At 54.9% G+C, this 22,695-nt stretch carries 22 protein-coding genes; 13 read left to right on the forward strand and 9 right to left on the reverse strand.

Annotated elements, in window-relative coordinates; translation table 11 throughout:
- Positions 1–38: 38 nt before the first annotated feature.
- Positions 39–677 carry a TMEM175 family protein gene (locus H627_RS18880; protein WP_035441425.1) on the forward strand — a complete coding sequence of 213 codons (639 nt, stop codon included), beginning with the start codon at positions 39–41 and terminating at the stop codon, positions 675–677.
- 183 nt (positions 678–860) lie between these two features.
- Here H627_RS18880 and H627_RS0116075 read toward each other — a convergent pair whose 3' ends face one another.
- The gene (locus tag H627_RS0116075; protein WP_051225510.1) at positions 861–1,742 is read right to left on the reverse strand and encodes a metal ABC transporter solute-binding protein, Zn/Mn family; all 882 of its coding nucleotides are present in this window, start codon (positions 1,740–1,742) and stop codon (positions 861–863) included.
- A 114-nt stretch (positions 1,743–1,856) separates the two neighbouring features.
- Positions 1,857–3,050, reverse strand: a complete 1,194-nt coding sequence (locus tag H627_RS0116080; protein WP_051225511.1) for a cation diffusion facilitator family transporter — start codon at positions 3,048–3,050, stop codon at positions 1,857–1,859.
- A gap of 144 nt (positions 3,051–3,194) precedes the next feature.
- On the opposite strand from H627_RS0116080, the gene H627_RS0116085 reads away from it, so the two are divergent.
- The 4 genes from H627_RS0116085 to H627_RS0116100 all read left to right on the forward strand — a co-directional run bounded on the left by H627_RS0116085 (position 3,195) and on the right by H627_RS0116100 (position 7,971).
- Complete coding sequence (locus H627_RS0116085) at positions 3,195–4,145, forward strand: alpha/beta hydrolase (RefSeq protein ID WP_027829740.1); 951 nt, start codon at positions 3,195–3,197, stop codon at positions 4,143–4,145.
- A gap of 186 nt (positions 4,146–4,331) precedes the next feature.
- On the forward strand, positions 4,332–6,704 hold the full coding sequence (locus H627_RS0116090) for an HAD-IC family P-type ATPase (protein WP_226999184.1): 2,373 nt from the start codon (positions 4,332–4,334) through the stop codon (positions 6,702–6,704).
- Between the two features lie 54 nt (positions 6,705–6,758).
- The gene (locus tag H627_RS0116095) at positions 6,759–7,322 is read left to right on the forward strand and encodes a hypothetical protein (protein WP_027829742.1); all 564 of its coding nucleotides are present in this window, start codon (positions 6,759–6,761) and stop codon (positions 7,320–7,322) included.
- A gap of 19 nt (positions 7,323–7,341) precedes the next feature.
- Positions 7,342–7,971 carry an NAD(P)-dependent oxidoreductase gene (locus H627_RS0116100; RefSeq protein WP_027829743.1) on the forward strand — a complete coding sequence of 210 codons (630 nt, stop codon included), beginning with the start codon at positions 7,342–7,344 and terminating at the stop codon, positions 7,969–7,971.
- A gap of 64 nt (positions 7,972–8,035) precedes the next feature.
- On the opposite strand, the gene H627_RS18885 is transcribed toward H627_RS0116100, so the two are convergent.
- Entirely contained in the window at positions 8,036–9,073 is a 1,038-nt protein-coding gene (locus H627_RS18885) for a ribose-phosphate diphosphokinase (RefSeq protein ID WP_051225512.1), read from the reverse strand.
- A 127-nt stretch (positions 9,074–9,200) separates the two neighbouring features.
- On the opposite strand from H627_RS18885, the gene pepF reads away from it, so the two are divergent.
- Positions 9,201–11,015 (forward strand): oligoendopeptidase F, encoded by a 1,815-nt coding sequence (gene pepF, locus H627_RS0116110; RefSeq protein ID WP_027829744.1) that lies wholly within the window; start codon positions 9,201–9,203, stop codon positions 11,013–11,015.
- 104 nt (positions 11,016–11,119) lie between these two features.
- Positions 11,120–11,542, forward strand: a complete 423-nt coding sequence (locus tag H627_RS0116115; protein WP_027829745.1) for a hypothetical protein — start codon at positions 11,120–11,122, stop codon at positions 11,540–11,542.
- Here the strand turns inward: H627_RS0116115 and H627_RS0116120 are convergent.
- Both H627_RS0116120 and H627_RS18890 read right to left on the reverse strand, forming a co-directional pair.
- A complete protein-coding gene (locus tag H627_RS0116120) occupies positions 11,539–11,916 on the reverse strand; it encodes a DUF1694 domain-containing protein (RefSeq protein WP_035441428.1) in 378 nt (125 codons plus the stop codon). The two genes, H627_RS0116115 and H627_RS0116120, sit on opposite strands and share 4 nt — an antisense overlap.
- 259 nt (positions 11,917–12,175) lie before the next feature.
- Positions 12,176–12,949, reverse strand: coding sequence for a glycosyltransferase family 2 protein (locus H627_RS18890; protein ID WP_051225513.1), 774 nt, complete (start codon positions 12,947–12,949; stop codon positions 12,176–12,178).
- Between the two features lie 117 nt (positions 12,950–13,066).
- On the opposite strand from H627_RS18890, the gene H627_RS18895 reads away from it, so the two are divergent.
- Positions 13,067–13,879 (forward strand): tyrosine-protein phosphatase, encoded by an 813-nt coding sequence (locus H627_RS18895; RefSeq protein ID WP_035441430.1) that lies wholly within the window; start codon positions 13,067–13,069, stop codon positions 13,877–13,879.
- On the opposite strand, the gene H627_RS0116135 is transcribed toward H627_RS18895, so the two are convergent.
- Entirely contained in the window at positions 13,867–14,325 is a 459-nt protein-coding gene (locus tag H627_RS0116135; protein ID WP_027829747.1) for a hypothetical protein, read from the reverse strand. The genes H627_RS18895 and H627_RS0116135 overlap by 13 nt on opposite strands.
- Positions 14,303–15,796 (reverse strand): glycosyltransferase, encoded by a 1,494-nt coding sequence (locus H627_RS0116140; RefSeq protein ID WP_027829748.1) that lies wholly within the window; start codon positions 15,794–15,796, stop codon positions 14,303–14,305. The genes H627_RS0116135 and H627_RS0116140 overlap by 23 nt, the downstream gene beginning before the upstream one ends.
- A 93-nt stretch (positions 15,797–15,889) precedes the next feature.
- Here H627_RS0116140 and H627_RS0116145 point away from each other — a divergent pair, with 93 nt between their 5' ends.
- Positions 15,890–16,177 (forward strand): hypothetical protein, encoded by a 288-nt coding sequence (locus tag H627_RS0116145; RefSeq protein WP_027829749.1) that lies wholly within the window; start codon positions 15,890–15,892, stop codon positions 16,175–16,177.
- Positions 16,178–16,190: 13 nt separating this feature from the next.
- Positions 16,191–17,213, forward strand: a complete 1,023-nt coding sequence (locus tag H627_RS18900) for an alpha/beta hydrolase (protein ID WP_223849910.1) — start codon at positions 16,191–16,193, stop codon at positions 17,211–17,213.
- On the opposite strand, the gene H627_RS0116155 is transcribed toward H627_RS18900, so the two are convergent.
- On the reverse strand, positions 17,119–18,309 hold the full coding sequence (locus H627_RS0116155) for an acetate/propionate family kinase (protein ID WP_027829750.1): 1,191 nt from the start codon (positions 18,307–18,309) through the stop codon (positions 17,119–17,121). The two genes, H627_RS18900 and H627_RS0116155, sit on opposite strands and share 95 nt — an antisense overlap.
- Before the next feature lie 133 nt (positions 18,310–18,442).
- Between H627_RS0116155 and H627_RS0116160 the strand changes: the two genes are divergently transcribed.
- The 3 genes from H627_RS0116160 (at position 18,443) to H627_RS0116170 (ending at position 22,342) form a co-directional block, all read left to right on the forward strand.
- Positions 18,443–20,317 carry an FAD/NAD(P)-binding protein gene (locus H627_RS0116160; protein WP_027829751.1) on the forward strand — a complete coding sequence of 625 codons (1,875 nt, stop codon included), beginning with the start codon at positions 18,443–18,445 and terminating at the stop codon, positions 20,315–20,317.
- A 100-nt stretch (positions 20,318–20,417) separates the two neighbouring features.
- Positions 20,418–21,383 (forward strand): DUF1002 domain-containing protein, encoded by a 966-nt coding sequence (locus tag H627_RS0116165; RefSeq protein WP_027829752.1) that lies wholly within the window; start codon positions 20,418–20,420, stop codon positions 21,381–21,383.
- 176 nt (positions 21,384–21,559) lie between these two features.
- Complete coding sequence (locus H627_RS0116170) at positions 21,560–22,342, forward strand: AcpB/EbpR/MafR family transcriptional regulator (protein ID WP_027829753.1); 783 nt, start codon at positions 21,560–21,562, stop codon at positions 22,340–22,342.
- Between the two features lie 35 nt (positions 22,343–22,377).
- Here H627_RS0116170 and H627_RS0116175 read toward each other — a convergent pair.
- Positions 22,378–22,695 (reverse strand): IS3 family transposase (locus H627_RS0116175; RefSeq protein ID WP_027829401.1); only part of this gene is annotated, 318 nt, incomplete at its 5' end.

The raw sequence follows: 22,695 nt of genomic DNA on the forward strand, positions 1-22,695 counted from the left end.
TTATACTGTAATGGTACCGATATTTGGGGGGATTGTCTATGTCAATTAGTCGGTTTCAGGCCTTCAGCGATGGCGTTTTTTCCATTCTGATCACCATTCTTGTTTTAAATTTCAGCATTCCTGCATACACAGCGGGGCACTTGGCGGCAGCGGTTGTCAACCAGTGGCCGACCATGGCCGCTTATGTGGTCTCTTACTTCTATGTGGGCACCCTGTGGCTGTTTCACCACGACTACTTCAACACCTTGACCCGGATCGATCGCAACGTGAATATGCTGAATCTGCTGATTTTATTCAGCATCACCCTGATCGATTACCCGATGTCCCTGGTCGCCCATACGCTGGCCATCCGGAACACCCAGGACATGCGGGTCGCTTTTATCCTGTACGATCTGGTTGCCCTGTTCGTGTCGCTGACCTTCTTTCTGATGTATGTCTATCTGCATCGGCACATGGATCTCAAGGCGCCCCACGTGACCACTGATTTTTACACCACCATCAAGTTCGACCCGCTGCGCAGTGTGGCGATCTACGGGGCTTCCATCATCGCCGCGTTCTTTTCCATCCCCTTGTCCGCCCTGCTCCTTGTTCTAGGGATTCTCTTCCACTTCTTTGCTTACTTGCGGATGAGCGGCAATCTGCGCAAGGCTAAGCCGATACCCGCCACGAAGAACTAGCCCAGCTGAGTTGAAACGGGCACAGGCCGACAGAAGCGTAAGCAGAAGGGCCAGAAGACATAAAACCTAAGACCGGGTTTTCTGTCTTCTGGCCCTTCTGCTTACGCTTCTGACCGTCGGCCTGAGCCCTCTGCCAAAAAAGTCCCGGCACAGCCGCAGCCGTCCCGGGAAGAAAAGAAATAATTATTTATTGGCAGAAGCCGGAATCTCATTCAACTGCTTCGCCATCCATTGCACATAGTCCACACCTTTAGGTTTGGTTTCAGTGACCCGCACGATGGGCACATCGTTCTTCTTGGCTAAGTCTGTCAATTGGGTGATCACCTTGCTGGTGGTCTGGGTATTGACCACGAAGAACTTGATGGATTTATCCTTGATGGCCTTTTCCACCTTGGCATAAACCGCAGTGGACGGATCATTGCCGTCTTCAGTGGCGTTGGCGAAGGCTTCGTCCATCACCTTGTAGCCCAGAGCATCCAGCATATTGCCAAAGACCGGCTCCGTCACGGCAACTTCCCCGTGATTGCTGGTCTTTTTAGCATCGATCAGCGGCGTCAGTTTGGCCAATTCTTTCTTGTACTTAGCACCATTGGCTTCAAAGTCCTTCTTGTTCGCGGGCTGCAGCTTGCTGAATTCTTTGACCAGGGCATCCGTGACCTTGCCCATGGTTTCCGGCCGGTACCACAGGTGCTCGTTGTCGCCGTTCTTGGCGCCGACGATCGTCGACACCGTTAGCAGCTTAGCCTTGCTGTTGGCCGCCAGCTTATTCAGCCAGTGGTCATACCCCAGCCCGTTGACCAGGACGACGTTTGCTGCCGCGACGGTCTTGCCGTCGGCCGTGGTTGGTTGAAAGTCGTGGGGGTCCACACTGGTGCTGTGGATGATCGGTTCGGCTTTGCCGTGACTGCCTAAGACCGCCGCGGCCGGCTCCGCATAGAAATCGGTACTGGTTACATAAGTGATCTTGCTATTGGCTGAACTGGCGTTACCGTTCTGAGCACACCCCGTCAAGACCAGTAACAGGCCCGCCATCAACACAAATAATGGTTTCAATAATTTACGCATGAAGTTTTTTCCTCCTAAAAAATGAAAAAGGATACAGCCTTTTCTGAAAGTCTGTATCCCAGTATACCCAGCCTGAAAAACCGTGCGTGCAAATATGCGCACATGAGCACCCGTTCATAGGACTGTATGATCATGACCCATGTAATTATGGTCGAAATCGATCTCCGTCGTCACATTCGGATAGTACCGGCGCAAGTCTGCCAAGATTCGCAGATTCAGCGTCTTGTCGTCCTCAGGATAGTCATCCGGCACGACGACATCGAACTGGACGATGCGGGTGTGGTGCGGCCCATGCTCAATGTGAAAATCATGGGTGTGCAGGCCCCCGCCGATGGACTTGATGATGGCTTGCAGGCGTTCGTACATCTCCGCCGTCAGCCGGTCATCAATATCGATGGGATCGATATGGGCCACCAGCTCCACGTTCAGGTCCTTCTGAAAATCCCGCTCAATCTTGTCGATCGTTTCGTGGGCCTGGTTCAAAGACCAGCGGCTGTCCAGCTCGATATGCACAGTAGCAAAGATCTGAGTCGGACCGTAATGGTGAATCATTAAGTCATGGAAACCGAGAATTTCATCGTAAGTCGACAACTGATCGGTGTACCGCTGCACTTCTTCTTCGGACGGGCGGCTGCCGACCAGGTTATTCACAGATCCGCGAATACTGTCGACCCCTTCATAAATCAGATACAGGGCGACAAACAACCCAATCCAGCCATCAATGTTCAAGTGGGCAAATTGAGACAGGCAGGCCGATACCAGGACGGCAAAAGTCGCTACCACGTCAGTCTGACTATCCAAGGCGGTCGTCTTCAGTGTGTCGGATTCAATGGTGGCACCCATCTCTTTGTAGAATAAATTTTGCCACAATTTAATTAAGATGGAGGCGACCAACGTCACCAGCACGATCAGCGTAATATTGTCCGCGGTGGGGTTTTGAATTTTTTCAATAGAACTCTGCACGAAGTCCAAGCCGGCAAAAATCATTAACATTGATACCAGCATGCCGCTGATGTATTCGAACCGCTCATGACCGTACGGATGACCGCGGTCGGCGCGCATGCCGGCCATGCGGAAACCAACCAGCGTGACAATGGAACCAGCGGTATCAGACAGGTTATTGAATGCATCAGCCATGATGGCGATGGACCCTGAGAAGAGACCAATGGCCAGCTTGATCGCAAACAACAGCATATTCGACAATAGGCCGACAAAGCCGGCCACTTTGCCCAAACTGGTGCGCTTTTTCTCTTCATCCGCTTGAGGATGACGCTTGTCGTATAACATCACGATGCTCTTCGCAACCATGGGGATCTTCTCCTTTCTCAAAAAAAGAAACTACTTCCATTATACCGGGTTCGAGCCGAACATACTGTAAAAAGACTTACAATCTTGCGCTGAGCCGGAATGTTGGTAGACTGAATAAAAGAGTCTAACAAAGGGGTCAACATCATGCAAGAAAAACGTAAAAAGTGGTCATTACGCAAGAAACTCACGGTCATCATCAGTATATTGGTGGTGCTGTTCCTGGTCGTCCTTACCGGCGCCAGTCTGTATATGTACAATTACGGATTCGTCCCGGGGAAGAAGGACTTTCTCAGCAATAAGAAAGACCCGGTGCTGGACCGGAACAAACGCTGGTTAGCGGCAACGAAGAAATTCACTTGGCATGAAACCGCGGCCAACAGCAACTTGAAACTGGTGGCGGATTATGTCCCGGCAGCCAAGGCGACGAAGAAGACGATCGTCGTCGCCCACGGGTATATGGGTAAGAAAGAGGATATGGCGAATTATATCCGGATGTTCCACACCATGGGCTACAACGTCCTCGCCCCCGACGATCGGGGCCATGGGGCCAGTCAGGGCAATTATGCCGGTTATGGCTGGCCGGACCGGCTGGATTACATTAAGTGGGTCAAACAGGTAATCGCTAAGGACGGCCAGCAAAGCAAGATTTCGCTCTTCGGCGTCTCCATGGGCGGTGCGACCGTGATGTTCATGAGCGGCGAAAAACTGCCCAACCAGGTCAAAGCGATCATCGAAGACTGCGGCTATTCGTCCATCCACGATGAACTGGCCTACGAGTTGAAAGAACTCTTCGGCTTGCCGCCCTTCCCACTGATCAACACGGTGAATATCGTCGCTCAAATCCGCGCCGGCTACAACTTTGATGACGGCGACGCACCCACTGCATTGAAGAAAAACACCCGCCCAATTTTCTTCATCCACGGCGCCAAGGACACCTTCGTCCCGACCAAGATGGTCTACACCAACTACAAAGCGGCCAAACAACCCAAACAACTCTGGGTCGTTCCCGGTGCCGCCCACGCCCAATCCTGGGCCAAGCAGCCGAAGGAATATCAGCGGAAGGTTACGTCTTTCTTAAACGAATACGGACAATAATCTGGTCGAAACACGAATGGGACTAGGATGTAGACTGAATTCTGGCACGGCAGCCAGAGCACAGTCTTCGTCTCAGTCCCATTTTCTCCCACCGCTGCTAAGCGTATTCAACCGTGTATTGCCAAGCGTTGTGTTAAAATCGGGATAGACGCTGAAGAAGCAAAAAGAATAGGAAGTGATCGGCGCTTGGCCACCGAAACCGAGAAAATCACCCCAACAGATCTCCACACCGGGTTAACCACTGCCCAAGTAAAAGAACGCAACCAACAGGGCCAGCGCAATATCGCGCCGAAACCCTTGACCCGCTCGATCGGTCAGATCTTGCGGGAAAACATCGTCACCCTGTTTAACATCATCAACATCGTGCTGGGTATCTTGATCGTCAGCACTGGTTCCTACAAGAACCTGTTATTCCTGCTGGTCGTCGTGGTCAACACCGTGATCGGTACGTTTCAAGAAATCCGCGCCAAACGCCAGGTGGACAAGGTCTCTCTGCTGGCCCAGCATCCGACCACCGTCTTCCGGGACGGCCAAGCCCAACCCATCGATCAGGAAGTCATCGTCAGAGATGACCTGATCCAATTGACCCGCGGCGACGCGGTCCCTGTAGACGGCATCGTCCGGGCAACTGCGGGCATCGAAGTGGACGAATCGCAGATTACTGGCGAGTCCCGGCCGATCCGGAAAAACACGGGCGATTCAATCACTTCTGGCAGCTATCTGGTCAGTGGGAATGCCACGGTGCAAGTGACTGCTGTGGGCAGTGCCAGTTTTGTCCACAAACTGGCCAGGGAAGCCAAACAGGAAAAGAAAAACAACAACAGCCAGCTGCTTAATACCATCAACCAGATCATCCGGTTCATCACGTATGCGCTGGTCCCGCTGGGTCTGCTGCTGTTTCTCCGCAGCTGGCAGCATGGCCGCACGCTGAACTATTCCATTCTGCGCACCAGCGCGGCGATGGTCGGGATGATCCCCGAGGGATTGGTCCTCTTAACTTCCGTTGCTCTGGCTGTCGGCGCAATGAACTTGGGCAAACGCCGGGTGCTGGTCCGCTCGCTAACCGCCATTGAAGCGTTGGCCCGGGTCGACATCCTTTGCTTGGATAAGACTGGGACGATCACCACCGGCAAATTATCCGTCACTCAGCTCAAAGCCTTTGCCGGCCAAACGACGGACCAAGTCCGCGCGTGGCTGACCAATGCCGTTTACACGATCGGCGACGACAATCAGACGGCCACAGCGCTGAAACAGTATCTGACCAAACCCCAGCAGCTGCCCGCGGCCAGCCGGGTCACCCCTTTCTCGTCATCCCGCAAGTGGAGCGGCGCAGCGTTCGCCGACGGCAGTGTGCTCTTGGGAGCACCAGAGTTTATGTTCAAATCCCTGCCCGCCGATATTTCCCAGGAAATAACGACCGCGGCAAAGAACGGCTTTCGAATCATCGCTGTTGCCCATAGCAATATCGTGATGACCGACGACGAGATTCCTGCGGACCTGCAATTGGTGGGGCTGGTGTATATCGCCGACGAGCTGCGCAAGGAAGCCGTTGGCACTTTTGACTACTTGCGCGCCCAGGGCGTAACCATTAAAGTCATTTCCGGCGACAATCCCCTGACCGTCGCCAACGTGGCCGGGCGGGCGGGCATTCCCCACGCCGATGCGGCTATTGATATGAGCACGGTGGGCGAGCAGGCCAACTTCGATGATTTAGTCGCCCGCTATACCGTTTTTGGCCGGGTCACCCCGACTCAGAAGCGCAGTCTAGTCCAGGCCTATCAACGGGCCGACCACACCGTGGGGATGACCGGCGACGGCGTCAACGATATTCTGGCCTTGCGAGAATCCAACTGTGCCATCGTGATGGCCGGCGGTTCTGAAGCCGCCCAGGAGATTGCCGACTTTGTGCTGTTGGATGCCGACTTCGACGCGATGATCTTCGTCTTGAACGAAGGCCGCCGGGTCATCAACAATATTGAGCGGGTTGCCTCTCTGTTTCTGGTCAAGACAATTTATTCCATCGCATTGTCGCTGATCAGTGTGATCTTCAGTTTGGAATATCCGTTCATTCCCATCCAACTCACCCCGATCTCTGCCTTGACGGTGGGCATCCCGACTTTCTTCCTAGCTCTGCAGCCGGATTATCGGCCCATTGCCCGGAAGTTCTACGAGAACGTGATGATCACCGCTGCTCCGGGGGCCCTCAGCGTTGTCTTCTATGCTCTGCTAATGAGCTGGATGCGTGGTCTGCTCGGGTTGAATATGGATACCACGGGGACTTTGACCGTCCTGCTCACGGGGCTGGTCGGCTTCACCGCTTTGGCTGCCGTTTCCCAACCGTTTGATCGGCTCAAGATCCTGCTGATCAGTGTCCTGGTGGCTGCCTTTGCCTGTATCTTCCTCTTCCCCGTGGGCCAATCGTTCTTCTCCCTGGTCTCCATCTGGGACACCGGCAGTCTGCTGCTCTGGATCCCACTGGCGGTTTCGGTTCCTCTCTTGTTCATCATTCTGCGGAATGTGCTTAGTGATTATGTATTACCAAAAATTGCGTGGCGTTAAGTTGTGGGACAGTCCGGACGAACACCCTTGGCGGGATAGAAAGCAGGTTTAGCCATGACAGTTTACAATTTACAAACAACCAATGGTAAAGACGTGGCCGTGGATATTGTCATTCAAGGCAGTCAAATTGTGCTGACGATTGGGCAGAATACACTCACGTGGCAGGCGGAGGACGCCGGCAAGGCGTTTTTAGCCACTCCCGAAGAGGCCATCTGGCCCGGCGGTGAAGGTGCTGGCACCCCGATTCTGGCCAATGCCGTCGGCCGTGCCGTCTTCACTGAATTGAAGCGGCCAGTGGATCTGGGCAGTACCGAAACCGTCAGCCAATTTGTGGACCGAGGCAATACCGCTGGGGTCATTCCGGTGCAGATCCGCGCCTACCGATTCACGGATGACGACGTCTATCACGTTCATTTCTTCCACGAAGACAATACCGAGCGCCGCCATTATTCGCTGTATCGGGAACTGCCCCAGGTGCTGGTGGACCAGATCATCGCGGCGGATCGCTTATTCGCCTTGGACTTCACCGACAAGGTCCGCGCCGCCATCAGCGGTAAGGCTTTGGGCGCGTTTCTCACCCACTTGGCCGCGCTGCAGCCGGGTGAACAGAAATCGTAACGAAAGGACGGTTTTCATCATGAAAATTGGTGTCATTGGCGCTACTGGCCGAGTGGGCAAACTCATTACGGCGGAAGCTTTGAACCAGGGGCATCAGGTGACGGGCTTTGTGCGCCACATGACGCTGGCCCACGATCCTCGACTGAAGATGGTCCAAGCGGATCTCTATGCGCTGGCGCCCCGGGATATCGAAAACCTGGACGTCTTGGTTTCGGCCTTCCGGGCCCCCCGTGGTCAGGAGCGGGACTACGTCACGTCGGTAGAATCCTTAGCCAACTTGTTGAAAAATAAGCCGGTTCGCTTGCTGGTCGTGGGCGGGGCCGGCAGCAGCTTCACTGATGCCCAAAAAACGATCCGCTTTTATGAAACACCTGGGTTCCCCGAAAGCTTCTATCCCACCTCCATGTACATGGCCCGCAGCACCCAAGTGCTGGATTTAGCCCCCGGATTGCACTGGACTTACGTCAGTCCGGCGGAGTACTTCCTGCCGGATGGCGATCGCACAGGCCACTACCAGAGCAGCCCGGGCATCCTGCTGCGGGATAAAAATGGGAAATCGGCGATCTCCATGGCTGACTATGCCATTGCGATGCTGGATGAAATCGAGCAGCCCCATTTTGAAAATTCTCAGATGAGTGTGGCCTGGTGAGTCTCAGGCATACTAAAAGGGACCAGCGTTTGCTAGACGGCGCTGATCCCTTTTTTGTGTTTAATTAGCGGTCTTCTTGTTCCACCGCGGTGTCCTTGCTCAGATCATTGATCATGAACATATCCTGAGCACTGCGCGCATCATACAACTCATCCACCGATTGATTTTGGAAAATCATGCGGATAGCTTGGCCAATGAGCGGGCCCACCGACAACTGCACGAACTTGTCCCGCACTTTATCCTTGGGTAATTGAATGGTATCGGTGAAGACGATTTGTTCCAACGGTGCAGCCTCGATCTTGTCCACCGCTCCGGCAGAGAATACGGCATGGGTGATGCCGGCCAAAATCCGGGTGGCGCCGGCCGCCTGCAATGAATAGGCGGAGGCTGCCAAACGCGTGCCGGTATCGATCATGTCATCAACAATAATGGCTGTTTTGCCTTTGACATCCCCGATAATGTCCATCGGGTCAATGGTCGTATCCGTTTCGTCCCGCTTATCCACAATGGCGATGGGCGCCCCAAAGTATTCGGCCAAAGCCCGGGCCCGCTTCGTCGTCGAGTGATCCGGCGCAACCACGACCAGGTCATCCTTATTCTCACAGAGGTTCTGCTTCAAGAAATAAGTGGCGATCAGCGGAATGGCCTGCAGGTGATCCACGGGGATATCAAAGAACCCTTGAATCTGTTCTGCATGCAGATCCAGCGCAACGATCCGGGTAGCCCCATCCATCTCGATCAAGTTGGAAACCAGCTTGGCCGTGATCGGTTCCCGCGAACGGGTCTTGCGGTCTGCCCGGGAGTAGCCGTAATAGGGCAGGACGACATTGATCGTCCGGGCACTGGCCCGGCGCAGCGCGTCAATCATGATCATCAATTCCATGAAGTTCTCGTTGACCGGATCGGCCACGGACTGAATCACATAGGTGTCATCGCCCCGAACACTCTGATCAATGTTGACCTGAATTTCACCATCACTGAAATGCTTGATCGTTGCGCCGCTCAAGGGTAACCCGACCGCGTCTGCAATACGTTGGGCCAAAGAAGGATTGCCGTTCAGCGCGAACAACTTCAATTCTGGTACATTACCGTTCTTAACCATGTCAGCCTCCAAATTTTCCATGTCTGGTCCTATTATAATGGAAATCGCCGGCGTTGGCGACCATCTGCCCAATGAGAAACAAAATTGTGGTACAGTGAGAGCAATCACATTTTGGAAGGATGATTCGATGACTGAACCGACTGCCCTGCTCCGGCGCCAAGACGTGCCCCAACAATACACCTGGGACCTCACCGCGCTGTATCCCACAGAAGACGCCTTTAACCAAGCGCTGCAAGAATTTGCTGCCTTGACTAAGCAATTTATCGCCGATTACACTGGCCAAATCACGGATGCGGCGAGTGCCCTCAAAGCTTTGCCCGCGTATGCCAAGATTCAAGAAATGCAGGACCACTTGGGCACCTATGCTTTTCTGCCCCAATCCACGGATCTGACCAATGCCCATTACCGGGCCTTAAGCGTCAAAGCCGAGGATGTGTTGACCCAGGCGAATACCGGCTTAACTTTCTTCATCAGTGCGCTGTCTGAATTGAGCGATGCTGCGCTGGATCAAATTGCTGCAGCCAATGCAGATTATGCCCCCTTGGTCCGGCATATTCGCCGGGATAAGAAAATTCGGCTGGCCCCCGCCACTGAAGCAGCCCTGGCGCAACTAGAACCAACGCTGGACGCCTTTGCGACCATTTATGGCCAGACCCGCTCCGCCGACATGCATTTTCCAGACTTCACAGTGGCCGGCAAGACCTACCCGCTGTCCTTCACGATGTATGAGGATCTGTATGCTTACAGTCCGGACACCAAAGTCCGCCGGGCGGCCTTTGCGGCTTTCTCCCACGTCCTGGCCCAGTATCAGAATACGGTAGCAGCAAATTATTATGCCCAGGTGATGAAAGAGAAACGGCTCGCCACCCTGCGCGGCTTTGATAGCGTTGTCGATTACCTCGTCTACGACCAAGAAGTGCCCCGGAGCATGTTTGACCGCCAAATCGATTTGATCACCAATGAGTTCGGCCCAATCATGCAGAAATACGTCAAACACCTGCAAAAGAAACGCGGCTTAGACCAGATGACCTTCGCCGATCGGCTGATCGACCTGGACCCGGACTTTGCCCCCAGCGTGTCCATCGATCAGTCCAAAGACTACATCAGCAAAGCCGTCGCCCAACTAGGCCAGCCGTACCATGACATAATCATGCACGCTTATCCCGAACGCTGGGTGGACTTTGTTGGTAACCAGAGTAAAGAAACCGGCGGCTTTTGTGCCCAACCCTATCGCGTCCATCCGTATATCCTGATGTCCTGGACCCATGAACTGGCCGATGTGTATACGCTGGTCCACGAACTCGGCCACGCTGGCCAAGGCATCTTGTCCGCCGAGAAACATGGTCCGCTGGCGTTCACGCCTTCCGGCTACATCATTGAAGCCCCCTCGACGTTCAATGAACTCTTGCTGACGAACAGCTTGATCAAGGGTACGGACGATCCGCGGATGCAGCGTTTTGCTTATACCAAGCTGCTGACCAACACCTACTTCCACAACTTCATTACCCACTTGCTGGAAGCCGCCTATCAGCGGGAAGTATACGCCATGGTCGATCGCGGCGAAGCGTTCGATGCCAAGGATTTGAACGCCATCACCCGCACCGTGTTCAAGCGCTTCTGGGGCGATGCCCTCCAGCTGGATGACAACAGCGACCTGACCTGGATGCGCCAGTCCCACTATTACATGGGCCTGTATTCCTACACGTATTCCGCCAGCCTCACTGTATCCACCCAAGCCTTCCTGCGCATTCGCGATAACCAGCCCGGCGCAGTGCAAAACTGGCTGGACTTCCTCACCTTAGGCGACAGCAAAGACCCAATCGACTCGGCCAAAGTAGCCGGGGTCGATATCACCACAGACGCGCCGTTGCACAATACCATTCAGTATCTGGGCAGTGTCGTGGATCAAGTGATTAAGCTGTCCCAGGAATTGGACCATTAACAAGATTCTCTAAAGAATCACCTGAATAATCAGCAAAACGCTCTCTTGGTCATAACCTAGACCACAGAGAGCGTTTTTGTTGTCCTGAGGAGGCAGAATTCAACATGGGTGCATTCTTTTACAAAATTAGTTATCTCCTGTACCGCTGGCGCTGGGCATGGGCCGCGCTGGCGGCGATCCTCTTCGTTCTGTTTTGCGGGTGGACAATTTCCAGCGTCGTTCACGATTTAGCGGCACCGATAATTGACCCCCAGGTGGCAGCCAGCAAACAGCTCAACCAGATACTCAATGAGCAGTCACCCAAAGAATTGATTAAAGTTAGCCGCGGGGCCGATACGTACACCTACCGTTGCTTAAAACCATACCGGCATCACCACATCAGAGTGGTGAATTTCAGTGATGATATCGGCCGCGGTTATCACTACGGTAATCTGGGACGTTACAAGGGGGCACATATTCAGATGCGCCATCTTAGCGGCAGTCAGTACAAACTGCTGCGTATCAAGATTTCACCGAATGACGACTAGATCACCAGCCGCCGCTTGATCGGCTCCCGGGGATCTGCAATCACCACCGCCATATCCCCATCCTGCAAGGCTGATTGGTGCACCCGCACTCCCGCCTGGGTAATCAAAGTAAAGGGATAATCCGCCGCCAGTGCCAAGTGCAGCAGCTGATGCTGGACCGTCGACCCCAACCGGCCATTAATATAAATATGCCCCGTCGGATAAGCCGCCATCGTCCGCTGCACCAACGCCACCGGCACCGCCCCAACGACCTGGCCCACCGTCAACGCCAACGCCACATTTTCCCGAAAGTTGCCCATAAACTCCCGCTTGTCATCAGGATTCACCGACGGCGTGCCGTACATATGGGCTTTGATATATTTTTCCACATCCATAGGTATCCCTCCTTCTACAAAATGCAGGATGACGCAACTAGTGCCAATGCGTAGCAAGCGGAGGCAAAATGGGCTCAGTGGTGGAAACCACACGGCGGCTTGCCGCCGATGTGGTTAGGCGTGTTTGAGACCGCGGTCCTCAGCGGGCTCAAACCGCCGTCACCACTAGCTACGCCTTCGGCTTCGCACTTGCTGCGCGTCGCCAGCCCAATTTTGCCGCAGCTTGCGAAGCATTGGCACGGCAGCAGAACACCAACTTTCAATCCGAAATCGACTGCTTCGACTTCTTACTCTGCCGTTCCCGCCCCGCCGCAATAATATGCTGCATCCGGGCATTCACCACCATAATATCCCGCGCCTTCTTCGTCACCGTTACACCCGTATGAATCGCACTCCCGTCGCGCTGCACGTAATGATACAACGGCGTGTTCTCAATGTAATAGTGCTGCCCATGCATGATATACCGCGTATTAAACAGCGCGTCCTCCATCAACTTCACATCATCATCAAAGGTCAGGTGATGTTTCTTGATAATGGCCGTCCGGTAACACTTATTCCACGTATACCCGCGCACCGGGCCGCTGGGCCGGCTGACCAGAGACAGCATTTCTTTCTGATCCACCATCCCCCGCTTACGCGACTGATTCCGCTTGCCGCTGGGCTCAATGACAAATCCGCAGGCGACCATCGCGGCCTGGGGGTACTTCGCAAACCGATCCATGTACCACGCCATCTGAGTCGGTTCAGTCCAATCGTCACCGTCAGAAAAAGTCAAAAACTCCCCCCGGGCTTCTGCCATACCGGCATTACGCGTCTTCGAAATGCCCACGTTGCTCGGCATCTGCAACGCCCGTACCCGGGAATCCAGTTGGGCGAACTCCTGGGCAATACGGTACGTTTCGTCGGTGGAGCCATCGTCCACGATGAGCACCTCAATATTCCGGTACGTTTGTTGCAGCAAGGCCTGCACACTGCGGTTCAGCAGGCCCTCCAGATTATATGCGGGGACGATTATGGATATGAGCGGTTCCAAAAAAATTCCACCTTTCGTTGATCATCGGGATTATTATACCAGACGAAGCGCTGCGGGTCTGTCACCGCTTACCGCGCACGGTATAATGGGGGTGTAGACAAAAAGGAGTTGAGCGAAATGACTGAGTTAACAAATCGGGTCGTCCCGGTGGCAGGAAGTGTCAATCTGCGGGAGCTGGGGGGCATCCCGACCGCGGACGGGCACCGCATCGTCCCCAAACAAATTCTGCGCTCGGGCAGCCTGAGCGGTGTGACCGAACAGGGCAAGGCCCAACTATGGGACTATGGGGTGCGGGTCGTCATTGACTTCCGCTCCAAGAGTGAAACCATCATGGCCCCAGATCAATTACCCGGCCGCGTTCACTACTACCATGATCCGGTCTACGCTATGACTGCCGGCGACCAGGACAGCGCCTGGCAGCGGGTGAAGAATTTCTTCAACCACAGCGAAAGAAGCCGCGCGGCGGACTTCGATTACGCGCCCGGCTTGGCCGGTCTGTACCAGCAGATCATTTTGGATCCTTTCAGTCAGCATGCGTATTCTTTCATGTTCCAGCAAATGCTGGCCAATACGACACCGGGGCACAGTGTCGTCTTTCATTGTGCCGCGGGCAAAGACCGCACCGGCATGGGTGCTGGTTTGATTGAAAAGGCCCTGGGCGTCTCAGATGAGCTGATTACCCAGGACTACCTGCTGACAAACCTGGTGCTGGGCGGCATGAGCGATGCGGCCATCGCTAAATATCTGCAAGATCCCCATGTCGACGAACGCATCAACAAGATGAACTTGATGATGGGCGAAAGCGACGCGATGCCGGGTATCTTCCAGGCAATTGACACCGTCTACGGCAGTTTCGCTGCTTTTTGGCGGGATGCCCTGCGATTATCCGATCAGGATCTCGCCGATCTCAAGCATCATTATTTAGAATGAGTCTCTTTTTTCGGGTCATCAGGCTGCTGGGAAGCGGCCTTTTCTTTTGCCAAGCGGCGCTGCATGTGGTTGCCCACGACAAATGAAGCCACAAATCCCGGCAGCAGGGAAATCAGCGCTAACGTCCCAAAGCCCGACCAATAGAACCGATTGCCCTCTAAGGCATAGGCGTCGATCAAAATGATTATCCAGAAAATGGCCGAATACAGCAAAAAGCGTTCGTTCGTTGACCACTTCGGCAGCGGCAGGAGCACTGACAGCGTGATCACTAAGGTCATGTACAGGGCATTGACCGCCGGCTGTTTAATAAACAGCCCCGTCAGCGGCTGGTGCAGGATCCAGCTGATCAGCACGGTCAGCGCCATGAAGCCAACGAAAAAGATCAGCGTAAAAAGCCACGGGTGGCGATACGGCCACTGGGGGTTATTGATTTCCGTCGTCCTCACCTGCTTTGTCGATAGCTTGCCATGAACTGATGACAGCGTCCTCAGTATACCCTTGGGCCAGGGCCAAAGACGTTTTCTGGGCCGTGTTTAAACTTTTTTTATGCCCTAGGAGCGTTTTGATTTCGGTCGCGAACTGCTGGGTATTCGCCGCAGGCACGATGGCGCCGTTTTCTCCCGGCCGGACAAAGGGGGTGACGGCCCCGGCGTGGTCTGTGGCGGCCACGACGGCCAGGCCGTGGGCCAACGCACTGATCATCATCGCCGCCGCCGGAAAATCAGCGACACTGACGTAGACCTGATGGCTGGCCAAAGCAGCGGTCCATTGCGCCGCCGTACTAATAAACTGGACACTGCCGCCCTGCTCATTACTGGCGGTGGGCAGCGGCGTACTGCCCAAATGCGGCTGGTAGATCGTCAGCCGGACATTGGGGACTGTTTGGCGCAGCGTGGTGAACAAGGTCATCAAAGCCTTCAGCCCGCTGCCTTGGGGGTCATCATCCAAGAAAGCGAGTACCGAAGCCGGCGTGCGCTTGGGCAGCGGCAGTACCGCCTCAGTGGGAAAAATGGCATGTTTGGGAAACTGGGCCACCGTCATGGTTTGTCCGGTCCGGGCCGCCCATTTTGTGGCCAGCAGCTGGTCGGGCACGATCACCCCGGCAAATTGACTGAACAAAGTCTGCACATGGTCCCACAGCGCATTGGTCTCCACCGTTTGGGTGAGATTGCTATGGTGGGAAAAGACGTAGACCCGCGGCAGGCTCATCTGGGCGACTGCTGCCAAGACCGCGGGGGTGTCTTGCGCGACCATTGTCGCCGCCCCGGCCTGATGCGTTTCCACCACCGCCGCTTGGGCCAAAGCGCCCAGCGCCGCTGCCATAGCTGGAAAGATCATCTGCTTACCGCCAAAATGCGGCAGCAGCACCATCCCGCCCCGGGGTGCTTGATGGGCAACCGGTTCAAAGAAATGCTCCAGGACCGCCTGGCCATGGACATCCCAATAGATCTCCTGCTGCACTTCGCCGGCCGGATTCAAATACTGACTGACGGACAGAAAGCCGCGACGGTCGTAGAAATCCCGCTTGCGTACCTCGTCCGTCCCGCCATAATAATCGACATAATCCAGTTGGGGCGAATCCGCAATCGTGTGTACAACCGCCCAGCGCTGGCCGGCCACGGTATATTCCTGGGTCGCCAAATTGATCTGCCAATCCTGTTTATTACCCAGGTGCAGATCCCGAAACGTCAAGGTCCGCTTGGTCTGCTGCCCGACTTTCTGCAATTCGTCCCACAGATTCAGGCACAGTGCGGCCGCGTCGCCGCTGACCGGTGTGCGCGCCTGCATCCGATCATAATTCAAAGTCAGGACCCGCGCGGCCACCCCGCGGGCCGCCAAACTGAGCGCGAGGTCCACGCTCTGGGGGATAAACGTATCGGTGGTACTAGGGGTTTCATTACCAATAAAGAACAGCATAACGTGGTCCTTTCTGCGTATTTCGATGCGTTGGCGCACCGTGTTAAAATTAGTGTTAGGTTTATTAATGTCAGTGAAGGAATGGTGACGGTTATGGCAAAATGGACAATAGACGCGGATTCGACCCACGGGGTGGGCTACTGGCTGCGCTACTGGATACTCTTCGGCGGATTGATCGCCCTCCTGTTGTGGTGGGCCAGCTGGCTTTGGTTCGGCGCGTGGTCAGTGGTCACCGCGGTGCTGGTCTGGGCCGGCACTGCAGTCATCTTGGCCATTGCCACCTTACTGCTCAGCCCCTTCGTCATTACGGTGGGGCTGGTGCTGAGTACGGTCGCCATATTAGTGCTCGCCATCGGCTCGCTCATCCACGTTATCTTCTAAAGGAGGTCTTTCGATGCCAACCATGAAAAAAATGCTTCAAGTCGGCGCGCCGGTGGTGCTCACGACCACGACCGCTGTCATTTCCGCCTTGTTATATCAATATGCCTTCAAGCGGGCGGATAAAACCGTCATGACGACGCCGTTACCGCCGGATTCACCCTATTATGACGCTGATCAATGGTTCTTGAACACCCCCAAAGAAAAATGGTGGCTGAACCATGATGACCCGGATCAGGAAATTCAAGCCTTTTATTTACCAGCCGCGCAGCCGTCAAAGAAGGCCGTCATCATTTCCCATGGCTACAAAGGCCAGGCACGGAAGATGGCCGCCAGTGCTCGGTTATTCTGGGAGGACGGCTACAATGTCTTGATGCCGGATAACCGGTCCCATGGCGGTTCCGCCGGCAAGTACATCAACTTTGGTCTGCTGGACCGCTTGGATTACCTGGACTGGATCAACCAAGTCATCGGCCGGTTGGGACCGGACTGCGAGATCGTCCTCTTCGGCATCTCCATGGGCGGGGCCACCGTCATGATGGTCAGCGGCGAGGAATTACCGCACCAAGTCAAAGCAATCATTGAAGACTGCGGCTATTCGTCTGTGGAAGAGGAACTGACCTACCAGATGCGCTCCCAGTTCCACCTGCCTAAATGGCCGTTTTGGCCGATCATCAGCGGTATCAATCGAATCACCCTGGGGTTGTCGCTGGCGGACAGTGTGACCAGTATCAGTCAGTTGAAGAAGAATACCCGGCCGATTTTCTTCATTCACGGCACCGCTGACACCTACGTGCCCACGTCCATGTGTATTGACTGTTTCAATGCCACCTCAGCGCCCAAGGACATGTGGCTGGTACCCGGAGCGACCCACGCCAACTCGTTTGCGACGGCTCCGCAGGAATACGCCGCCCGGGTCAAGCGCTTCTTGGCGCAGTATGTGCCTAGTGAGCAGTCACCTGCATTACCGAGCGCGCAATCATCACTTCTTCGTTCGTCGTCACAACCAGGGCCTGCACAGCCGACGCCGGCGTCGTGAGAAAAGCCGTGGCCTGGGCGTTGACTTGGGCTGGATCTTCCACGATCCCCATGTAGGCTAATTGCTGTAAAACGCCATGGCGCAAGGAGCCGCGATGCTCCCCAACGCCGCCGGTGAAGACAATGGCATCCAGGCCGCCCATTTCGGCGGTATAGGCGCCAATGTATTTCACGACCCGGTTAATGAAGACTTTTTCACCCAAGATGGCCCGTTCATTGCCTGCTTGGGCGGCCGCGTCAATGTCCCGGAAATCAGATGAGAGACCCGTCAATCCCAGCATCCCCGATTTGTCGTTCAATATTTGGACCATATCGGCGAAGGATTGATGGGTCTTGTTGGCTAAATAAGCCACCAGGGAGACATCAATATCCCCGCTGCGGGTGCCCATGGTCAAGCCGGCCAGCGGCGTGAAGCCCATGGATGTATCAAGGGACGCGCCGCGCTGAATAGCCGCGGCGGAGGCCCCATTGCCCAGATGCAGGGTGACCAGCCTCAAACTCGCCAAGTCCCGGTGCAGCAGCTTAGCCGCCTCGTGGGCCACATAAGCATGACTGGTGCCATGGGCACCGTAACGGCGGGCACCAAACTGGCGATAGTAAGTCATCGGAATACTGTAGAGATAATTGACTTTGGGCATAGTTTGGTGGAACGCTGTGTCGAACACCGCGACGGCCGGCGTCTGGGGCAGCCGGCGGGCAAAGGCTTCAATATAAGCTGCTTCGCTAGGGTTATGCAGCGGTGCGTATTCGGCTAATGCGGCAATGTCCTTTAAGACCTGGGGCGTCACCAGCGTCGGCGCGGCAAATTTCTCGCCGCCGGCCACGACCCGGTGACCAATGCCGGCCAATTCGTCGGGACTGGTCAGCACCCCCTGGGCGACCAGGGTGGTGAGCAGTGTGTCCACCGCGTGGTCAATATTCTCTAAGTGCGCGCGGCTCTCATGGGTCTGACCCTGGGCATCTTTGATCGTCAAAACGGCATCCGGACTGCTGGCCCGATCGATACCGCCGGACGCGAGGAGCGTCTCTTCAGGCATGGCGATAACTTGAAATTTCAACGTAGAACTGCCGGCATTCACGGCTAATACTTTTGGCATATGGCCCTCCTGTAATGATCGAGTAAAATTCTTCCGGTTAATTATACCATCATGCCGGGCGAGCACGCTGACGCTTATTATTGACTGAACATGCTACTATATAGACTAACGAGTTCAAGAAGGAGCAATCATCATGAAAATCGCAATTATCGGGGCCGGCCCCCGGGGGTTAATGACCCTGGAGCGTCTGGTCGCCCGGCATAACCGGGATCATTTCCCGCTTTCGGTCACATTATACGATCCAGCCGGTATCGGCGGCATGGTTTGGCAGCCGGAACAGCCGCTGGCCTTGATCATGAATACCATCCCCATTCAGATCACCCTGTTCACGGATGCTTCCGTGACTTTGAGCGGCGGTCCCCTCACCACTGGACCCAACCTCTACGAGTGGAGCAAACAGGTGGCCCCGGACTGGCTGCCCAAACAGACCTGGTCCACGACCCAGGCCCTGCGCCGGGAAGCGGCCCAACTGTCCGAACGCGGCTATGCCACCCGCGCATTATACGGTGCCTATAACCAGTGGTTCTACGAGTTCGTCCGCGGTCAGGCGGCCGACGCCGACATCACCTTCCAACCCGCCCAGGTCACCGATCTCCAGTGGCAAAGCCCCACCGCGGTGCGGCTCACGGCGGGCCGCCAACATACCACCGTCAATGGGGTCGTCATGGCTCTGGGCTACAGCGAAAACAAGCTGACGGATGAACAGGAAAAGTTTGCCCGCCATGCGGTCCAAAACGATCTGTTGTATATCCCGCAGCGCAACCCAGCCGACGCGGCGCCGCTGCTCAAAAAAATCGAAGTCAATAACAAAAATGGCGAACGGGTCATTCTGCGCGGGCTGGGGCTGAGCTTTTTTGACTACGTCACCCTTTTAACGACCGGCCGGGGCGGCACGTTCGCCGCCGATAAAGACGGCCGCTTGACCTATCGGCCCGCCGGCAACGAACCGCATATTTACGCCAGCTCCCGCGGCGGCTTCCCGTACCGGGCCAAAGGTTACAACCAAAAGGCTGATGGCGAAGAGGACGTGCCGCAATTTCTGACCCCGGCCAAATTGGCCGAATGGCAGGCGGCCGGGCACGTCTCCGGATTGACTTTCTGGCATCTGCTGCAAGCCGAAGTGGAGTACGTCTACTACAGCTTGCTGGTGCAAGAACAGTATCCGGCCATTGACTTGGCCCAGCTGCAGGCGGCTATGCGCGCCACGGCCCATCCGACCCGCAGTGCCAACCAGTTCGGCGTCCCAGCCGCTCAGCTCTGGGATTGGCCGAGTTTGATCAACCCCGCCCAAAATACGGACGCCGCCAGTTTCCCCCGCTACATTCAAGATTACTTAACCCGAGATTACACCGAAGCCGCCCGGGGGACCAAGACCGGCCCCCTGACCAGTGCCTTGGAAGTCTTCCGGGACATGCGCGACCCGATTCGTCAGGTGGTGGAAAAGGGGCTGCTCAGCGATACGGACTATTGGCAGATTTTCTTAAAGGAATTCCAGCCAATCAATGATTTCCTGTCCATCGGTCCGCCGGCGCACCGCATCCAAGAACTGGCCGCCCTGGTTTCCGCCGGTATCGTGACCCTGGTGGGTCCGGCCATGACGGTTGAGACAGAGCCGCTGGGTTTCACAGTCCGCTCCATGAAATACCCCGCCCGCCAATATCGGGCCAGCAGTCTGATCGAAGCGCGGCTGCCAGCCGTCAATTATCCCACCGCGGACAATCCGCTGATTCAGAGCCTGAATAAAAACGGCCTGCTTCAGCCCCACACGCTGCATCTCAACGATCAAGTCCAGCCCACCGGGGCAATCAGCGTGGATCGTCAAACCGACGCCTTGATCACTGCCGCCGGCGATCCGTTGGCCAACGTCTACCTCTACGGTGTCCCCACCGAAGGCCTGCACTGGCTGACAACTGCCAGTCCCCGGCCCGACGTGAACGACGTCACCTTGAAAGAAACCGACGCTTTGGTCAATGCGCTCGTGGGTCAGTTAACTCGGTCGGAAGACTGATTTTGCTTATGCAGACCTTAAGAACGCCCGTTACGGAACTCCGCAGCGGGCGTTCGCTGGTATACTGGACCTACATCATCGAGAAGTGAGGAAAGAAATCATGCGCAAGTTATTTCGTTTTCTAGCGATTTTGATCACCGCCGTGGCTGGCGCGCTGCTCCTGTCCACCCCAGCCCACGCCGCGGATAACTGGAGCCAGCCCATTGTTACCCTGGGCACCAGTCTAACGGATAGTCAAAAGAGCGGCACCATCAGTACCTTAACCGCCCCGCTGAATGGGGCCAGCTATAACACGATCACCGTCACCGGAGATACCCTGGTCAAATACCTGAACCCCAGCGGTTCATCCTTCACCAGCAGTTCCGGCGTCTGGTCCAGTGCCGCCGTTCAAAAGACCAGCAGCGGCAGCGGTATCAACGTTCAGATCCTGCCCTATAACGGCAAGAACAACATTACCCAGATCACCGCGGATCAGTATAAAAACGCCGCGCTGACCGCCGGCGTGACGGATGCCAATATCTACGTCACTTCGGCCGTGCCCATTGACGGTTCTGGCGCCCTGGCCGGCGTTTACGCCGCCTTTGCCCAAAACGGCGATGCGTTGAACCAGAAACAGGTCACTGCCGCTCAGAACGAAATGAGTACCCTGAACGACATCAACCAGGCCAACAAGGGTAAGGACGGATACTCCGATGCCCAGTTGAACAATGCCGTGGCCGGTGCTAAGGAAGAAATGGCGCAAAAAGGAACCAGCATTTCTACTGGCGACATCACCACCATCGTCAATAACCAGCTGAACAAGAACAATCTGGGCACCATCATCAACAATAACCAGAAGCAGCAGATCATCAACATTCTGGTGGAGATCCGTAATTCCGGTGCCCTGAACAGCAGCAGCTTCAAGGAACAGGCCAGCAAGGTCATGAACGATATTCAAAGCAATGCCAAGGGTATCTTTGATAAGCTGAATACTCAGGAGAACCGGAACCTGCTGCAAAAGGTCTTGGACGCCATCGGTCAGTTCTTCCAGAACGTCTGGAACCAGATCGTGAACTTGTTTAAGTAGTGCTTTTAAGCTTCCTTTTACGCAACTAAACCAATCACTTCACAAATTTTTGCAGTTTGTGAGGCTGATTGGTTTTTTTAATTCCCATTTCCCACTATAATCAATACGAAAGATAGTGAAAAGAGACGCAGTCCGTTCGGGGAACGGGCTGCGCCAACTAGGGGGACTGACTTATCATGGAAAAAGAAGATTTCTTGGAACCGCGCGTGCGCCAAGATCTTACTTTCGTTCAATACCTATACACCCATAACGGCCATGCCACCCGCAAACAAATGGCCACTGATCTGCAGGTGGATCCGCGCTTAATTGCCGACCACATGGCGATCCTCGGGGATCAGCTGAATAACCTTTTCCCTAACGCCCCATTCCACTTAGGGTCGCCGGAAGCCGAGTATATTCTCGACCTGATCAACCTGCCCACCCTTGATGACGTGACGAACATGCTGATTCGAGACAGTTCTGCGTACCAGATATTGATCTACATTTTCTGGCACAACGAGTTCACCATGACCGCCCTGCAGCGGGCCTTATTGATGAGTTCATCCACTTTGTTCCGCCACGTGACTCGCTTGAACGAGTATTTGGCAGAGTTCCATTTGGTGATTCGCAATAATCGTTTGCAAGGCCGAGAATTGGATATTCGCCACTTTTATTACCAGTTGTTCAGTGTCGTCAACGGACATGATGCCCGCTTGACCAATGCCAACAATCCGCAAATTGAGGAATTTATCCATGACTTTCAAGAAGAAGTCACCGGCCGATTGCCCCAAAATACGCGGCAGTCGATCCGCATCTATTTGCATGTCGTGCTCCAGCGGGTTTCGCTCAACCATCCGCTGAACGACAACACCGGGGCCTTCAAGCTGTCACTGATCCAAGACCTGCCCAAAGTGCAGGAAATGTTTGCCATTTGGGACCGGGTCTTCGCCAAAAACACCCACATTGCCACGGAATTTTGAAGTGCAACAAAAAAGTTAGACAGTTTGGAAATTAATTACGCAGCGGTTTGATTCCGATATTCAATCGGGGTCAGGCCGTTTTTGTTCAGTGAAATTCGATCATGATTAAACCATCTGGCGTAATGCGTCACGATTTGTTTCAGCTCCTTAATATCCTTAATCGGTTGTCGATTGAGACGTTCACGCTTAAGCAGGTTGAAGAAACTTTCCATTGGGGCATTGTCATGACAGTTGCCTTTGCGGGACATGCTTGGAACGATTCCCATGGCGTGTAACCGGATCTGGTATTCACGGGTTTGGTATTGCCAGCCTTGATCGGAATGCATGATCGGTGTGACGCCAGAAGGCAGTTT

The organism is Schleiferilactobacillus harbinensis DSM 16991 (genome assembly GCF_000425885.1).
Taxonomy (GTDB): domain Bacteria; phylum Bacillota; class Bacilli; order Lactobacillales; family Lactobacillaceae; genus Schleiferilactobacillus; species Schleiferilactobacillus harbinensis.

Coding starts and splice junctions, on each gene's coding strand:
- H627_RS0116170 (WP_027829753.1), top strand. CDS start 21,560: ATGGAAAAAGAAGATTTCTTGGAACCGCGCGTGCGCCAAGATCTTACT.
- H627_RS0116100 (WP_027829743.1), top strand. CDS start 7,342: ATGAAAATTGGTGTCATTGGCGCTACTGGCCGAGTGGGCAAACTCATT.
- H627_RS0116160 (WP_027829751.1), top strand. CDS start 18,443: ATGAAAATCGCAATTATCGGGGCCGGCCCCCGGGGGTTAATGACCCTG.
- H627_RS18880 (WP_035441425.1), top strand. CDS start 39: ATGTCAATTAGTCGGTTTCAGGCCTTCAGCGATGGCGTTTTTTCCATT.
- H627_RS0116095 (WP_027829742.1), top strand. CDS start 6,759: ATGACAGTTTACAATTTACAAACAACCAATGGTAAAGACGTGGCCGTG.
- H627_RS0116155 (WP_027829750.1), bottom strand. CDS start 18,309: ATGCCAAAAGTATTAGCCGTGAATGCCGGCAGTTCTACGTTGAAATTT.
- pepF (WP_027829744.1), top strand. CDS start 9,201: ATGACTGAACCGACTGCCCTGCTCCGGCGCCAAGACGTGCCCCAACAA.
- H627_RS18895 (WP_035441430.1), top strand. CDS start 13,067: ATGACTGAGTTAACAAATCGGGTCGTCCCGGTGGCAGGAAGTGTCAAT.
- H627_RS0116140 (WP_027829748.1), bottom strand. CDS start 15,796: ATGCTGTTCTTTATTGGTAATGAAACCCCTAGTACCACCGATACGTTT.
- H627_RS0116165 (WP_027829752.1), top strand. CDS start 20,418: ATGCGCAAGTTATTTCGTTTTCTAGCGATTTTGATCACCGCCGTGGCT.
- H627_RS0116075 (WP_051225510.1), bottom strand. CDS start 1,742: ATGCGTAAATTATTGAAACCATTATTTGTGTTGATGGCGGGCCTGTTA.
- H627_RS18900 (WP_223849910.1), top strand. CDS start 16,191: ATGCCAACCATGAAAAAAATGCTTCAAGTCGGCGCGCCGGTGGTGCTC.
- H627_RS0116145 (WP_027829749.1), top strand. CDS start 15,890: ATGGCAAAATGGACAATAGACGCGGATTCGACCCACGGGGTGGGCTAC.
- H627_RS18885 (WP_051225512.1), bottom strand. CDS start 9,073: ATGGTTAAGAACGGTAATGTACCAGAATTGAAGTTGTTCGCGCTGAAC.
- H627_RS0116085 (WP_027829740.1), top strand. CDS start 3,195: ATGCAAGAAAAACGTAAAAAGTGGTCATTACGCAAGAAACTCACGGTC.
- H627_RS0116120 (WP_035441428.1), bottom strand. CDS start 11,916: ATGGATGTGGAAAAATATATCAAAGCCCATATGTACGGCACGCCGTCG.
- H627_RS0116080 (WP_051225511.1), bottom strand. CDS start 3,050: ATGGTTGCGAAGAGCATCGTGATGTTATACGACAAGCGTCATCCTCAA.
- H627_RS0116115 (WP_027829745.1), top strand. CDS start 11,120: ATGGGTGCATTCTTTTACAAAATTAGTTATCTCCTGTACCGCTGGCGC.